General features: G+C 61.0%; 11 protein-coding genes and 1 tRNA gene. All 12 read right to left on the reverse strand.

Annotated elements, in window-relative coordinates; translation table 11 throughout:
- Window positions 1-71 precede the first annotated feature (71 nt).
- Window positions 72-2,201 (reverse strand): elongation factor G, encoded by a 2,130-nt coding sequence (gene fusA / locus EA796_RS22555; RefSeq protein ID WP_031303874.1) that lies wholly within the window; start codon window positions 2,199-2,201, stop codon window positions 72-74.
- A gap of 30 nt (window positions 2,202-2,231) precedes the next feature.
- Entirely contained in the window at window positions 2,232-2,702 is a 471-nt protein-coding gene (gene rpsG, locus EA796_RS22560) for a 30S ribosomal protein S7 (protein ID WP_021445873.1), read from the reverse strand.
- Between the two features lie 103 nt (window positions 2,703-2,805).
- A complete protein-coding gene (gene rpsL / locus EA796_RS22565) occupies window positions 2,806-3,177 on the reverse strand; it encodes a 30S ribosomal protein S12 (RefSeq protein ID WP_003463319.1) in 372 nt (123 codons plus the stop codon).
- A gap of 157 nt (window positions 3,178-3,334) precedes the next feature.
- Window positions 3,335-7,534 carry a DNA-directed RNA polymerase subunit beta' gene (gene rpoC / locus EA796_RS22570; RefSeq protein ID WP_021445872.1) on the reverse strand — a complete coding sequence of 1,400 codons (4,200 nt, stop codon included), beginning with the start codon at window positions 7,532-7,534 and terminating at the stop codon, window positions 3,335-3,337.
- Window positions 7,535-7,595: 61 nt separating this feature from the next.
- Complete coding sequence (rpoB, locus tag EA796_RS22575) at window positions 7,596-11,669, reverse strand: DNA-directed RNA polymerase subunit beta (protein WP_031303872.1); 4,074 nt, start codon at window positions 11,667-11,669, stop codon at window positions 7,596-7,598.
- Window positions 11,670-11,891: 222 nt separating this feature from the next.
- Window positions 11,892-12,260 carry a 50S ribosomal protein L7/L12 gene (gene rplL, locus EA796_RS22580; RefSeq protein WP_021445870.1) on the reverse strand — a complete coding sequence of 123 codons (369 nt, stop codon included), beginning with the start codon at window positions 12,258-12,260 and terminating at the stop codon, window positions 11,892-11,894.
- A gap of 81 nt (window positions 12,261-12,341) precedes the next feature.
- Window positions 12,342-12,842: a 50S ribosomal protein L10 gene (gene rplJ, locus EA796_RS22585; RefSeq protein ID WP_021445869.1), complete on the reverse strand. Its 501-nt coding sequence runs from the start codon at window positions 12,840-12,842 to the stop codon at window positions 12,342-12,344.
- A gap of 214 nt (window positions 12,843-13,056) precedes the next feature.
- Window positions 13,057-13,752: a 50S ribosomal protein L1 gene (gene rplA / locus EA796_RS22590; RefSeq protein WP_122110248.1), complete on the reverse strand. Its 696-nt coding sequence runs from the start codon at window positions 13,750-13,752 to the stop codon at window positions 13,057-13,059.
- Window positions 13,752-14,183 (reverse strand): 50S ribosomal protein L11, encoded by a 432-nt coding sequence (rplK, locus tag EA796_RS22595; RefSeq protein WP_021445867.1) that lies wholly within the window; start codon window positions 14,181-14,183, stop codon window positions 13,752-13,754. Before rplK ends, rplA begins: the two co-directional genes overlap by 1 nt.
- A gap of 118 nt (window positions 14,184-14,301) precedes the next feature.
- The gene (gene nusG / locus EA796_RS22600) at window positions 14,302-14,835 is read right to left on the reverse strand and encodes a transcription termination/antitermination protein NusG (RefSeq protein WP_004373446.1); all 534 of its coding nucleotides are present in this window, start codon (window positions 14,833-14,835) and stop codon (window positions 14,302-14,304) included.
- A 9-nt stretch (window positions 14,836-14,844) separates the two neighbouring features.
- On the reverse strand, window positions 14,845-15,213 hold the full coding sequence (gene secE / locus EA796_RS22605) for a preprotein translocase subunit SecE (RefSeq protein WP_021445866.1): 369 nt from the start codon (window positions 15,211-15,213) through the stop codon (window positions 14,845-14,847).
- A gap of 42 nt (window positions 15,214-15,255) precedes the next feature.
- Window positions 15,256-15,331, reverse strand: a tRNA-Trp gene (locus tag EA796_RS22610).
- Window positions 15,332-15,403 lie beyond the last annotated feature (72 nt).

The raw sequence follows: 15,403 nt of genomic DNA on the forward strand, positions 1-15,403 counted from the left end.
TTGACGTGCGGTTTGTTACGTTCAAATTTTTCTTTAGCCACGACAGTGAACCTCTTGCCTAAAGGGCTGGATTAGCCTTGTTTTTTAACCAGTGCTTCGACGATGTTCGCCGGAGCTTCGGAGTACTTGGAGAATTCCATGGAGTAGCTCGCGCGACCCTGGGACATGGAACGGACGTCGGTCGCATAACCGAACATCTCGCCCAGCGGAACCTCGGCGCGGATCACTTTGCCCGATACCGAATCTTCCATACCCTGGATCAGACCACGACGACGGTTCAGGTCACCCATCACGTCACCCATGTAGTCCTCAGGCGTTACAACTTCAACCTTCATGATCGGCTCAAGCACAACACCGCCGCCCTTCTGAGCGAGCTGCTTGGTCGCCATGGAAGCCGCCACCTTGAACGCCATCTCGTTGGAGTCGACGTCGTGGTAGGAACCATCGAATACGGTCGCCTTCAGGCCGATCAGCGGATAGCCGGCGACGACGCCGTTCTTCATCTGCTCTTCGATACCCTTCTGGATCGCCGGGATGTATTCCTTCGGAACCACACCACCCACAACTTCGTTGTGGAACTCCAGACCCTCTTGACCCTCGTCAGCCGGGGCAAAGCGGATCCAGCAGTGGCCGAACTGGCCACGACCACCGGACTGGCGAACGAACTTGCCTTCGATCTCGCAGCTCTTGGTGATTTTTTCGCGGTAGGAAACCTGCGGCTTGCCGATGTTCGCCTCGACGTTGAACTCGCGACGCATACGGTCGACGAGGATGTCCAGGTGCAGCTCGCCCATACCAGAGATGATGGTCTGGCCGGTTTCCTCGTCGGTCTTGACGCGGAACGACGGGTCTTCCTGGGCCAGCTTGCCCAGTGCGATACCCATCTTCTCCTGGTCAGCCTTGGTCTTCGGCTCTACGGCAACCGAGATTACCGGCTCCGGGAAGTCCATACGCTCGAGGATGATCTGCTTGTCGAGGTCGCACAGGGTGTCACCGGTGGTGACGTCCTTCATGCCGATCAGGGCCGCGATGTCGCCAGCGCGCACTTCCTTGATCTCGTCACGCTGGTTGGCGTGCATCTGCACCATACGACCAACGCGCTCTTTCTTGCCCTTGACCGAGTTGATCACGGAGTCGCCGGAGGTCAGCACGCCCGAGTAGACGCGAACGAAGGTCAGGGTACCGACGAACGGGTCAGTGGCGATCTTGAACGCCAGCGCCGAGAACGGCTCGGCATCGTCGGCATGACGCTCGTCGTAGTCGGCGTCGGTCAGCTCGTCCTTCGGCTTGTCGATGACATCCGGGTGGATGCCCTTGATCGCCGGGATCTCGGTCGGAGCAGGCAGGTAGTCGATGACGGCGTCGAGAACCAGGGGCACGCCCTTGTTCTTGAAGGAAGAACCGCAAACGGCCGGAACGATCTCGCCAGCCAGGGTGCGCGCACGCAGACCGGCCTTGATTTCCTCGGCGCTCAACTCGCCGCCTTCCAGGTACTTGTTCATCAGCTCTTCGTTGGCTTCGGCGGCGGCTTCGATCATGTTCGAACGCCACTCTTCAGCCAGATCCTGGAGCTCGGCCGGGATCTCTTCCTCGCGATAGGAAGTACCCTTGTCGTCCTCGTTCCAGTAGATCGCCTTCATCTTGATCAGGTCGACCTGACCTTCGAAGTTGTCTTCCGCACCGATGGCCAGCTGGACCGGAACCGGGGTGTGACCCAGGCGGTTCTTGATCTGACCGATGACGCGCAGGAAGTTGGCGCCGGCACGGTCCATCTTGTTCACGTAAACCACACGCGGAACGCCGTACTTGTTGGCCTGACGCCATACGGTTTCGGACTGCGGCTCAACGCCGGAGGTACCGCAGAACACCACGACCGCACCGTCGAGCACGCGCAGCGAACGCTCTACTTCGATGGTGAAGTCGACGTGGCCGGGGGTATCGATCACGTTGACGCGGTACTTGTCGTACTGGCCCTTGGAGCCCTGCCAGAAGGTGGTCACGGCAGCGGAGGTAATGGTGATACCGCGCTCCTGCTCCTGCACCATCCAGTCGGTGGTCGCAGCGCCGTCATGCACCTCGCCCATCTTGTGGCTCAGACCCGTGTAGAACAGGATCCGCTCGGTAGTGGTGGTCTTGCCCGCGTCAACGTGGGCACAGATACCGATGTTACGGTAGCGGTTAATTGCTGTATTACGAGCCATAAAGCCCTCGCAAAGTTAGTGGAGCCGGAATTAGAAGCGGTAGTGCGAGAAAGCCTTGTTGGCCTCGGCCATACGGTGCACGTCTTCACGCTTCTTGACAGCAGCGCCTTTGCCTTCAGCAGCATCCAGCAGCTCGCCAGCCAGACGCAGAGCCATGGACTTCTCACCGCGCTTGCGCGCGTAGTCCACCAGCCAGCGCATAGCCAGGGCGTTACGACGGGACGGGCGAACTTCGACGGGAACCTGGTAGGTAGCACCGCCGACACGGCGGGACTTGACTTCGACCAGCGGAGCGATGGCGTCGAGAGCTTTCTCGAAGATCTCCAGGGGATCGGTGTTCTTGCGCGCTTTGACAGTGTCCAGGGCACCGTAAACGATGCGCTCGGCCACGGCCTTCTTGCCGCTTTCCATCACGTGGTTCATGAATTTAGCGAGGATCTGGCTTCCGTATTTCGGATCGTCCAGGATCTCACGCTTTGCTGCTACACGACGTCTTGGCATTGATAAGCCCTCAAACGGTCTTCAGGTTAGCCCGGGACTGACGGCACAAACCGCGCCCGACCTTACTCTTATCGACTCAACTAAATAAAAAGATCAGGCGGCCTTATTTCGGACGCTTGGTACCGTACTTGGAACGACCCTGCTTACGGTCTTTGACGCCGGAGGTATCCAGCGAACCGCGCACGGTGTGGTAACGCACACCCGGAAGGTCCTTTACACGACCGCCACGGATCAGCACTACGCTGTGCTCTTGCAGGTTGTGGCCTTCACCGCCGATGTACGAGGAAACCTCGAAACCGTTGGTCAGACGCACGCGGCATACTTTACGCAGTGCCGAGTTAGGTTTTTTCGGCGTGGTGGTGTACACGCGGGTGCACACGCCACGACGTTGCGGGCAGTTCTGCAGCGCAGGCACGTCGGATTTCTCGACGATGCGCTTACGCGGCTGACGTACCAGCTGGTTGATAGTTGCCATCTACTAGCTCCACTGTTGTCTTTCGACGCTATTTAGCTACACACAAATAAAGATGGCAGAGCCAAGCGCCCTGCCAAATTTAGGGGTGCATGAGTCTAAAGAGACTCAACGCCCCAGTCAAGGCAAAGCCCCGCCGGCGAACCGGCGGGGCCTCGACTCAATTTCCGCTGGAGTTCAGCGCTTCGGTCAGTGCGGCTTCCACCTCACTGGCGCTGACCCGTACCGGCTTGTCGGCTTCACGCTTGCGCTTGCGCTCGCTGTGATAGGCCAGACCGGTACCGGCCGGGATCAGACGACCCACGACCACGTTTTCCTTTAGGCCGCGCAGGTAGTCGCGCTTGCCGGTAACCGCCGCTTCGGTGAGGACGCGGGTGGTTTCCTGGAACGATGCCGCCGAGATGAACGACTCGGTGGACAGCGACGCCTTGGTGATACCCAGCAGTACGCGGGTGTACTTGGCGACGAACTTGTCCTCTTCGGCCAGACGCTCGTTCTCGCCCAGCACCGCGGTCAGTTCCATCTGGTCGCCCTTGATGAAGCTGGAATCGCCCGACTCGCTCACTTCGACCTTGCGCAGCATCTGGCGCAGGATGGTCTCGATGTGCTTGTCGTTGATCTTCACGCCCTGCAGGCGGTACACGTCCTGGATCTCGTTGACGATGTACTTGGCCAGCGCGCTGACGCCCAGCAGACGCAGGATGTCGTGCGGATCGCTCGGACCGTCGGAGATGACTTCGCCCTTGTTCACCTGTTCGCCTTCGAACACGTTCAGGTGACGCCACTTCGGAATCAGCTCCTCGTACGGATCGCTGCCATCGGTCGGGGTGATGACCAGACGGCGCTTGCCCTTGGTCTCCTTGCCGAAGCTGATGGTGCCGCTGATTTCCGCCAGGATCGAAGCTTCCTTCGGACGACGGGCTTCGAAGAGGTCGGCAACGCGCGGCAGACCACCGGTGATGTCACGGGTCTTCGAGGTTTCCTGCGGGATACGGGCGATAACGTCACCGACCGCGATCTGCGCACCGTCGGCCACACCGACCAGGGCGTTGGCCGGCAGGAAGTACTGGGCGGGAACGTCGGTACCCGGCAGCAGCAGCTCCTTGCCATTGGCGTCGACCAGCTTGATGGCCGGACGAATGTCCTTGCCGGCGGCCGGACGATCCTTCGGATCGAGCACTTCGATGTTGGTCAGACCGGTCAGTTCGTCGGTCTGGCGCTTGATGGTGATGCCCTCCTCCATGCCGACGAAGGTCACGGTACCCTTCATTTCGGTCACGATCGGGTGGGTGTGCGGGTCCCACTTGGCGACGATGGCGCCAGCGTCGACCTTGTCGCCTTCCTTCACCGAAATCACCGCACCGTAGGGCAGCTTGTAGCGCTCGCGCTCGCGACCGAACTCGTCGGCAATCGCCAGCTCGCCGGAACGCGACACCGCGACCAGGTTGCCGTCGAGACGCTCGACGTGCTTGAGGTTGTGCAGACGAATCGCACCGCCGTTCTTCACCTGGACGCTATCGGCCGCCGAAGTCCGGCTGGCCGCACCACCGATGTGGAAGGTACGCATGGTCAGCTGGGTACCCGGCTCACCGATGGACTGGGCGGCGATGACGCCGACCGCTTCACCGATGTTGACCTGGTGACCGCGAGCCAGGTCGCGACCGTAGCACTTGGCGCAGATGCCGTAGCGGGTTTCGCAGGTGATCGGCGAACGCACCACCACTTCGTCGACGCTGTTGAGCTCGATGAACTCGACCCACTGCTCGTCGATCAGGGTGCCGGCCGGCACGATGACGTCCTCGGTGCCCGGCTTGAACACGTCCTTGGCGATCACTCGACCCAGTACGCGCTCGCCCAGCGGCTCGACCACGTCGCCGCCTTCGATGTGCGGGGTCATCAGCAGGCCATGTTCGGTGCCGCAATCGATCTCGGTCACCACCAGGTCCTGGGCCACGTCGACCAGACGACGGGTCAGGTAACCGGAGTTCGCTGTCTTCAGTGCGGTATCCGCCAGACCCTTACGCGCACCGTGGGTGGAGATGAAGTACTGCAGAACCGACAGACCTTCGCGGAAGTTCGCGGTGATCGGCGTTTCGATGATGGAGCCGTCCGGCTTGGCCATCAGGCCACGCATACCGGCCAGCTGACGGATCTGGGCGGCGCTACCACGCGCACCGGAGTCCGCCATCATGTACATGGAGTTGAACGACTCCTGCTCGACGGTCTTGCCTTCGCGATCGACCACCGGCTCTTTCGAGAGGTTGGCCATCATCGCCTTGGAGACTTCGTCGTTGGCCTTCGACCAGAGGTCGATCACCTTGTTGTACTTCTCGCCCTGGGTGACCAGGCCGGAGGCGTACTGCGACTCGATTTCCTTCACTTCCTCGGTGGCGGCGTCGATGATGCGCGCCTTCTCGTCCGGGATGACGAAGTCGTTCACGCCGATCGACACACCGGAGATGGTCGAGTAGGCGAAACCGGTGTACATCAGCTGGTCGGCGAAGATGACGGTGTCCTTCAGACCCACAGTGCGGTAGCACTGGTTGATCAGCTTGGAGATCGCCTTCTTCTTCATCGACTGGTTGACCACGTCATAGGACAGGCCGGCCGGGACGATTTGGAACAGCAGCGCGCGGCCGACGGTGGTGTCAACGATGCGGGTGTTCTTGGTGATCGAGCCGTCCTTTTCCTTGATGGTCTCGTTGATGCGCACTTTCACGCGGGCGTGCAGGGACGCTTCGCCGGCGCGGAACACGCGGTCGACTTCCTGCAGGTCGGCGAACACGCGACCCTCGCCCTTGGCGTTCACCGCCTCACGGGTCATGTAGTACAGACCCAGTACCACGTCCTGCGACGGCACGATGATCGGCTCGCCGTTGGCGGGCGAGAGGATGTTGTTGGTCGACATCATCAGCGCGCGTGCTTCGAGCTGGGCTTCCAGAGTCAGCGGCACGTGAACGGCCATCTGGTCACCGTCGAAGTCGGCGTTGTACGCGGCGCAGACCAGCGGGTGCAGCTGGATGGCTTTACCTTCGATCAGTACCGGCTCGAACGCCTGGATACCCAGACGGTGCAGGGTCGGCGCGCGGTTGAGCAGGACCGGGTGTTCGCGGATCACTTCAGCGAGCACGTCCCAGACCTCCGGCAGCTCGCGCTCGACCATCTTCTTCGCGGCCTTGATGGTGGTCGCCAGACCACGCATTTCCAGCTTGCCGAAAATGAACGGCTTGAACAGTTCCAGAGCCATCTTCTTCGGCAGACCGCACTGGTGCAGACGCAGGGTCGGGCCCACGGTAATCACGGAACGACCGGAGTAGTCCACGCGCTTACCGAGCAGGTTCTGACGGAAGCGACCTTGCTTACCCTTGATCATGTCGGCCAGCGACTTCAGCGGACGCTTGTTCGAGCCGGTGATGGCGCGACCGCGACGGCCGTTGTCGAGCAGGGCGTCGACCGCTTCCTGCAGCATGCGCTTTTCGTTGCGCACGATGATGTCCGGCGCCGACAGGTCGAGCAGGCGCTTGAGACGGTTGTTACGGTTGATCACGCGACGGTACAGGTCGTTCAGGTCGGAGGTCGCGAAGCGGCCACCGTCCAGCGGCACCAGCGGACGCAGGTCCGGCGGCAGCACCGGCAGAACGGTCAGCACCATCCACTCCGGCAGGTTGCCGGAGTCCTTGAAGGCTTCCATCAGCTTCAGGCGCTTGGACAGCTTCTTGATCTTGGTCTCGGAGTTGGTCTGCGGAATCTCTTCGCGCAGGCGGCCGATCTCGTGATCCAGGTCGATGGCGTGCAGCAGCTCGCGCACGGCCTCGGCGCCCATGCGCGCGTCGAAGTCGTCACCGAACTCTTCGAGGGCTTCGAAGTACTGCTCGTCGTTCAGCAGCTGGCCCTTCTCGAGGGTGGTCATGCCCGGATCGATCACCACGTAGCTCTCGAAATAGAGCACGCGCTCGATGTCACGCAGGGTCATGTCCATCAGCAGGCCGATACGGCTCGGCAGCGACTTGAGGAACCAGATGTGGGCGACCGGCGAGGCCAGTTCGATGTGCGCCATGCGCTCACGACGAACCTTGGCCAGGGCCACTTCCACGCCGCACTTCTCGCAGATCACGCCGCGATGCTTCAAGCGCTTGTACTTGCCGCACAGGCACTCGTAATCCTTTACTGGGCCAAAGATCTTGGCGCAGAACAGGCCGTCACGCTCGGGTTTGAACGTACGGTAGTTGATGGTTTCCGGTTTTTTTACTTCACCGAACGACCACGAACGGATCATCTCGGGCGAGGCCAATCCGATACGGATGGCGTCGAACTCTTCGATCTGACCCTGGTTTTTCAGCAGATTCAGTAGGTCTTTCAAGGCCTTTCCTCCTGGCGGAGCAGGGAGTGGGCTAACCGCCCCACTCCCGTCGCGTCACGTGTTATTCGGTTTCCAGATCGATGTCGATGCCGAGCGAACGGATCTCTTTGATCAGCACGTTGAAGGACTCGGGCATGCCCGGCTCCATACGGTGATCGCCATCCACGATGTTCTTGTACATCTTGGTACGGCCGTTCACGTCGTCCGACTTCACGGTCAGCATTTCCTGCAGGGTGTAGGCGGCGCCGTAAGCTTCCAGCGCCCAGACCTCCATCTCCCCGAAACGCTGACCACCGAACTGCGCCTTACCACCCAGCGGCTGCTGGGTAACCAGGCTGTAGGAACCAGTGGAACGCGCGTGCATCTTGTCGTCCACCAGGTGGTTCAGTTTGAGCATGTACATGTAGCCGACGGTGGTCGGGCGCTCGAACTGGTTGCCGGTGCGACCGTCGAACAGGCGCATCTGGCCGCTTTCCGGCAGGTCGGCCAGCTTCAGCATGGCCTTGATCTCGCTTTCCTTGGCGCCGTCGAACACCGGGGTGGCCATCGGCACACCGCCTTTGAGGTTCTTCGCTAGCTCGAGGATTTCGCTATCGGACAGCTCGTCGAGGTTTTCCTGACGACCGCCGATCTCGTTGTAGATCTCCTGCAGGAACTTGCGCAGTTCGGCGATCTTGCGCTGCTCTTCGAGCATGCGGTTGATCTTCTCGCCCAGGCCCTTGGCCGCGAGGCCCAGGTGGGTTTCGAGGATCTGACCGACGTTCATACGCGAAGGTACGCCCAGCGGGTTGAGGACGATGTCGACCGGGGTGCCATTGGCGTCGTGCGGCATGTCTTCGACCGGCATGATCACCGAGACCACACCCTTGTTACCGTGACGACCGGCCATCTTGTCGCCCGGCTGGATGCGGCGGCGGATGGCCAGGTAGACCTTGACGATCTTCAGCACGCCCGGCGCCAGATCGTCGCCCTGCTGCAGCTTGCGCTTCTTGTCTTCGAACTTGTCGTCGAGCAGCTGACGGCGGTCGGAGATGTAGGCCTGGGCCTTCTCCAACTGCTCGTTCAGGGCGTCGTCGGCCATGCGCAGCTTGAACCACTGGCCACGCTCGAGGCCGTCGAGGAACTCGTCGGTGATCGCGGTGCCCTTCTTCAGGCCGGCGCCGCCTTCGGCGATGGCGCCGACCAGGGCGGAGCGCAGACGCTCGAAGGTGGCGCCTTCGACGATGCGGAACTCTTCGTTGAGGTCCTTGCGGATCTCGTCGAGCTGCATCTTCTCGATCGACAGGGCGCGCGAGTCGCGCTCCACGCCGTCGCGGGTGAAGACCTGGACGTCGATGACGGTGCCCTTGGTGCCGGTCGGCACACGCAGGGAGGTGTCCTTCACGTCGGACGCCTTCTCACCGAAGATCGCGCGCAGCAGCTTCTCTTCCGGCGTCAGCTGGGTCTCGCCTTTCGGGGTGACCTTACCGACCAGGATGTCGCCCGGGCCGACTTCGGCACCGACGTAGACGATGCCGGCCTCGTCCAGCTTATTCAGTGCAGCTTCACCGACGTTCGGGATGTCCGAGGAGATTTCCTCTGGGCCGAGCTTGGTGTCGCGCGCCACACAGGTCAGTTCCTGGATGTGGATGGTGGTGAAGCGGTCTTCCTGGACCACACGCTCGGACAGGCAGATGGAGTCTTCGAAGTTGAAGCCGTTCCACGGCATGAACGCCACGCGCATGTTCTGACCCAGCGCCAGTTCACCCATGTCGGTGGACGGGCCGTCGGCCATGATGTCGCTGCGCGCCACCTTGTCACCCTTGCTCACCAGCGGACGCTGGTTGATGCAGGTGTTCTGGTTGGAGCGGGTGTACTTGGTCAGGTTGTAGATGTCGACACCGGCTTCACCGGTTTCGACTTCGTCATCGTTGACCCGAACCACGATACGGCTGGCATCGACCGAGTCGATCACCCCGCCACGACGGGCCACGACGCAGACGCCGGAGTCACGGGCGACGTTGCGCTCCATGCCGGTACCGACCAGCGGCTTGTCGGCACGCAGGGTCGGCACGGCCTGACGCTGCATGTTCGAGCCCATGAGCGCGCGGTTGGCGTCGTCGTGCTCGAGGAACGGAATCAGCGAGGCAGCGACGGAAACGACCTGCTTCGGCGACACGTCCATCAGGGTGACGTCTTCCGGCGCCTTGACGGTGAACTCGTTGAGGTGACGCACGGCCACCAGCTCGTCGACCAGCATGCCCTTGTCGTTCATGGTCGCCGAGGCCTGGGCGATCACGTGATCGGCCTCTTCGATGGCGGACAGGAACACGATCTCGTCGGTGACCAGACCGGCCTTGACCACGCGGTACGGGCTCTCGAGGAAGCCGTACTGGTTGGTGCGGGCGTAGGCGGCCAGCGAGTTGATCAGACCGATGTTCGGACCTTCAGGGGTTTCGATCGGGCACACGCGACCGTAGTGGGTCGGGTGTACGTCGCGCACTTCGAAGCCGGCGCGCTCGCGGGTCAGACCGCCCGGGCCGAGTGCGGAGACGCGGCGCTTGTGGGTGATCTCGGAGAGCGGGTTGTTCTGGTCCATGAACTGCGAGAGCTGGCTGGAACCGAAGAACTCCTTCACCGCCGCCGCGACCGGCTTGGCGTTGATCAGGTCCTGCGGCATCAGGCCTTCGCTTTCGGCCATCGACAGGCGCTCCTTGACCGCGCGCTCGACGCGCACCAGGCCAACGCGGAACTGGTTCTCGGCCATCTCGCCGACGCAACGCACGCGACGGTTACCCAGGTGGTCGATGTCGTCGACGATGCCCTTGCCGTTACGAATGTCGACCAGGGTCTTCAGTACGGCAACGATGTCTTCCTTGCTCAGCACGCCCGAACCTTCGATCTCGGTACGCCCGATACGACGGTTGAACTTCATGCGGCCGACGGCGGACAGGTCGTAACGCTCGGCGCTGAAGAACAGGTTGTTGAACAGGGTCTCGGCAGCGTCCTTGGTCGGCGGCTCGCCGGGACGCATCATGCGATAGATCTCGACCAGCGCTTCCAACTGATTGGTGGTGCTGTCGATCTTCAGCGTGTCGCTGATGAACGGACCGCAATCGATGTCGTTGGTGTACAGGGTCTCGAAACGCACCACCTGCGCCTTGGCCATCTTGACCAGCAGGTCGGCGGTCAGCTCGGTGTTGCACTCGGCGATGATCTCGCCGGTAGCCGGGTGCACGATGGCCTTGGCGGTAGTGCGGCCAATGACGTAATCGAGCGGAACTTCCAGCTCCTTGATGCCAGCCTTGTCCAGCTGGTTGATGTGGCGAGCCGTGATACGACGGCCCTGCTCGACGATCACCTTGCCGCTGCCGTCCTTGATATCGAGGACCGCGACTTCACCGCGCAGACGCTGCGGCACCAGCTCCAGGCTCAGGTTCTCGCCCTTAACGTGGAACACGTTGGTGTCGTAGAAGGCATCCAGCACCTCTTCGGTGCTGTAGCCGAGCGCGCGCAGCAGGACGGACGCCGGCAGCTTGCGGCGACGGTCGATACGCACGAACACCGCGTCCTTCGGGTCGAACTCGAAGTCCAGCCAGGAACCGCGGTAAGGAATGATGCGAGCGGAGTACAGCAGCTTACCGGAGCTGTGGGTCTTGCCACGGTCGTGGTCGAAGAACACGCCCGGGGAGCGGTGCAGCTGGGAAACGATCACGCGCTCGGTACCGTTGATGACGAAGGTACCGTTCTCGGTCATGAGCGGAATCTCGCCCATGTACACTTCCTGCTCTTTGATGTCCTTGATCGCTTTGTTCGACGATTCTTTGTCGAAAATGATCAGGCGCACTTTCACGCGCAGCGGCACGGCGAAGGTCACGCCACGCAGGACGCACTCCTTGACGTCGAACGCCGGCTCGCCCAGGCGATAGCCGACATATTCCAGAGCGGCGTTGCCGGAATAGCTGATGATCGGGAATACGGATTTGAAGGCCGCGTGCAGGCCGATGTCGCGGAACTGTTCCTTGCTCACTCCTTGCTGCAGGAATTCGCGGTACGAATCCAGCTGGATGGCCAGGAGGTAAGGCACATCCATGACATCCGGCAACTTGCTAAAGTCCTTGCGGATACGTTTTTTCTCAGTGTATGAGTAAGCCATCAGCGTTCCCCAGCTTGGTCACCTGCTTATTTGGCCAGCGCCGGCGGCGATGACCAGAAAATCGTGCAAACCCTCGGTTTGCGGCCGCCTCGAGGGGCGGGATCTTTCCGGTTCCAGGCCGGCTGACGAACAGCCGACCTAGAACGGAAAAAGGCCGGTGGCAAAAGCCACCAGCCATCAGCCTTGTGCGAGTCGCTCGGGCTGTAGACGCAAGGTGCGAACTTACTTGAGTTCGACCTTGGCGCCAGCTTCTTCCAGCTTCTTCTTGGCGTCTTCGGCAGCTTCTTTGCTCAGGCCTTCAGCGATAACCTGAGGAGCGGTGTCGACCTTCTCCTTGGCTTCCTTCAGACCCAGACCGGTCAGCTCGCGAACAGCCTTGATCACGTTCACTTTCTTCTCGCCGGCTTCGGCCAGAACGACGTTGAACTCGGTTTGTTCTTCAACAGCAGCGGCAGCAGCGGCCGGGCCGGCAGCAACAGCGGCAGCGGCGGTAACGCCGAACTTCTCTTCCATTGCCTTGATCAGTTCAACAACCTGCATCACGGACATTTCGGAAACGGCGTTGATGATGTCTTCGTTGGTCAGAGCCATGACTCTAATTCCTGTATTGGGGTGACAGCCTTCGCGGCCATCGAATTAAACAAATAACGTAGAAAGGGTGATGCGCCTGGATCAGGCGGCAGCGCCTTCTTTCTGGTCGCGAACAGCTGCCAGAGTACGAACGAACTTGCTGGTGGCGCCTTGCATCACGCTCATCAGCTGGGCAATAGCTTCGTTGTAGGTCGGCAGGGTAGCCAGCACGTCGATCTGATTGGCTGCGAGGAACTGGCCCTCGAACGCAGCTGCCTTGATCTCGAACTTGTCCTGACCCTTGGCGAATTCCTTGAAGATACGGGCAGCAGCGCCCGGATGTTCGTTGGAGAACGCGATCAGAGTCGGGCCTTTGAACACGTCGTTGAGCACGTCGAACTGAGTGCCTTCAACGGCGCGGCGCAGCAGGGTGTTACGTACGACTTTCACGTACACACCAGCCGCGCGGGCCTCTTTACGGAGTCCGGTCATTGCGCCGACGGTCACGCCACGGGCATCAGCCACGACAGCGGACAGACCGGCTTTGGCAGCCTCGTTGACTTCAGCGACGATGGCCTTCTTGTCTTCGAGTTTAATTGCCACGGGTTTACTCCTGGATGTTACCGTTTCGTCCAGCACGAGCCGGACGGCGTTTTGGTGTCTGATTCGGTAAGAATCGGGAGCACCATCTGCGTAGGCGACCGCGGATCGCTCCACGGGTTTAAGGCTTGCGCCACCTACGGTCTTGGATAGCCCCCGCCAGGCAGGGACCCCAATTTTTCAAGGCCGGCGACGCGCACGCCGCCGACCCAATCACTTACGCGTCGAGCGAAGCCTGATCGATGATCAGACCGGGACCCATGGTGGTGCTCAGGGTCACGCGCTTGACGTAGATACCTTTGGAAGTGGACGGCTTCAGACGCTTCAGGTCAGCCAGCAGGGCTTCCACGTTCTGCTTCAGCGCGGCGGCTTCGAAGCCGACCTTGCCAACGGAGGTGTGGATGATGCCGTTCTTGTCGGTACGGAAACGTACCTGACCAGCCTTGGCGTTCTTCACGGCGGTGGCGACGTCCGGAGTCACGGTGCCGACTTTCGGGTTCGGCATCAGGCCGCGCGGACCCAGTACCTGGCCCAGCTGGCCAACGACGCGCATGGCGTCCGGGGAAGCGATGACCACGTCGTAGTTCAGATCGCCGGCCTTCATTTCGGCAGCCAGATCGTCCATACCGACCCTGTCGGCACCGGCAGCCAGGGCAGCTTCAGCGCCCGGACCCTGGGTGAACACGGCAACGCGTACGGTCTTGCCAGTGCCGTTCGGCAGCACGGTGGCGCCACGTACGACCTGGTCGGATTTACGCGGGTCTACGCCCAGGTTCACGGCAACGTCGAAGGACTCGGTGAACTTGACGGCAGACAGCTCGGCCAGCAGGCCGGCCGCTTCTTCGAAGGTGTAGGCCTTGCCGGCTTCAACCTTGGCCGCGATGGCCTTTTGGCGCTTGGTCAACTTAGCCATTACACACCCTCCACGTTCAGGCCCATGCTACGAGCGGAGCCGGCGATGGTGCGCACGGCCGCATCCAGGTCAGCGGCAGTAAGATCGGCCTGCTTGGTCTTGGCGATCTCTTCCAGCTGAGCACGGGTAACGGTGCCTACTTTGACGGTGTTCGGACGAGCGGAACCGCTGGTCAGGCCGGCGGCCTTCTTCAGCAGCACCGATGCCGGGGTGCTCTTGGTTTCAAAGGTGAAGCTGCGGTCGCTGTAAACGGTGATGATCACAGGAGTCGGCAGACCAGGCTCCATGCCCTGAGTCTTGGCGTTGAACGCCTTGCAGAATTCCATGATGTTCACGCCGTGCTGACCCAGAGCCGGACCCACGGGCGGCGACGGGTTTGCCTGAGCGGCTTTAACCTGCAGCTTGATATAAGCCTGAATTTTCTTAGCCATTAGCTACTCCAATTTCGGGTTCGAACGCCTGACGGCTCCCCGGGTTACTTACGCATTTATCCCAGTGACGACAAAACCCCGCAGCCTAAGGCTGCGGGGTGAGGGATGCTTATGTCAGTTATGCCTTCTCGACCTGACTAAACTCCAGCTCGACCGGGGTGGAGCGACCGAAGATGGTCACCGCAACCTGGATACGGCTCTTTTCGTAATTCACTTCTTCGACCACGCCGCCGAAATCGGCGAACGGACCATCGACCACCCGCACCATCTCGCCCGGCTCGAACAGGGTCTTCGGCTTGGGCTTGTCGCCGCTATCGGCAACACGACGCAGAATGGCTTCGGCTTCTTTTTCGGTGATCGGCGCCGGCTTGTCGGCAGTACCACCAATGAAGCCCATGACGCGCGGCGTATCCTTGATCAAGTGCCAAGTCGCCTCGTTCATCTCCATCTGCACCAAGACATAGCCGGGGAAGAACTTGCGCTCGCTCTTGCGCTTCTGACCGTTGCGCATCTCGACCACTTCTTCAGTGGGCACGAGAATCTCGCCGAAGTCGTCTTCCATGCCAGCCAGCTTGACGCGCTCGATCAGCGAGCGCATGACATGCTTCTCGTAACCCGAGTAAGCATGCACAACGTACCAACGCTTAGCCACGGGACACCCTTAACCAACAATCAGGGAAACAAGCCAACCGAGCAGGGAATCGAGCCCCCACAACAGCAGCGCCATTACCAACACTACAGCCACGACAATCAGGGTGGTCTGCGTGGTTTCCTGGCGGGTCGGCCAAACAACCTTGCGAATCTCGACGCGCGCCTCTTTCAACAGCACCGCGAAGGCCTGACCACGAGCAGTCTGCAGGGCAACCACACCCGCCACGACCGCCAGCACCAGCAGACCGAGAACGCGATACAGGATCGGCTCCGCAGAAAAGTACTGATTACCGACCACACCCACCACAACCAGGGCAGCGACAATCAGCCACTTGACCAGATCAAAGCGAGAGTCTTTGGCTTCAGCCTTAACATTCATTCGAGAGGATCCTGTGAAAGACACGCCAGATTCGTTAGAAAATGGCAGGTCAGGAGGGAATCGAACCCCCAACCTGCGGTTTTGGAGACCGCCGCTCTGCCAATTGAGCTACTGACCTAAAGCAAAATCAGGCCGACCATTATGCCGGCCTGAGAGGGACAGATCAACCGATTACTCGACGATCTTGGCA

Origin of the sequence: Pseudomonas sp. AOB-7 (assembly GCF_003696305.1) — a bacterium.
Taxonomy (GTDB): Bacteria; Pseudomonadota; Gammaproteobacteria; order Pseudomonadales; family Pseudomonadaceae; genus Aquipseudomonas.

Excerpts from the sequence above, each read along its gene's own strand:
- rpsG (WP_021445873.1), bottom strand. The coding sequence starts at position 2,702 with ATGCCAAGACGTCGTGTAGCAGCAAAGCGTGAGATCCTGGACGATCCG.
- fusA (WP_031303874.1), bottom strand. The coding sequence starts at position 2,201 with ATGGCTCGTAATACAGCAATTAACCGCTACCGTAACATCGGTATCTGT.
- rplA (WP_122110248.1), bottom strand. The coding sequence starts at position 13,752 with ATGGCTAAGTTGACCAAGCGCCAAAAGGCCATCGCGGCCAAGGTTGAA.
- rpsL (WP_003463319.1), bottom strand. The coding sequence starts at position 3,177 with ATGGCAACTATCAACCAGCTGGTACGTCAGCCGCGTAAGCGCATCGTC.
- rpoB (WP_031303872.1), bottom strand. The coding sequence starts at position 11,669 with ATGGCTTACTCATACACTGAGAAAAAACGTATCCGCAAGGACTTTAGC.
- rplL (WP_021445870.1), bottom strand. The coding sequence starts at position 12,260 with ATGGCTCTGACCAACGAAGACATCATCAACGCCGTTTCCGAAATGTCC.
- rplK (WP_021445867.1), bottom strand. The coding sequence starts at position 14,183 with ATGGCTAAGAAAATTCAGGCTTATATCAAGCTGCAGGTTAAAGCCGCT.
- secE (WP_021445866.1), bottom strand. The coding sequence starts at position 15,213 with ATGAATGTTAAGGCTGAAGCCAAAGACTCTCGCTTTGATCTGGTCAAG.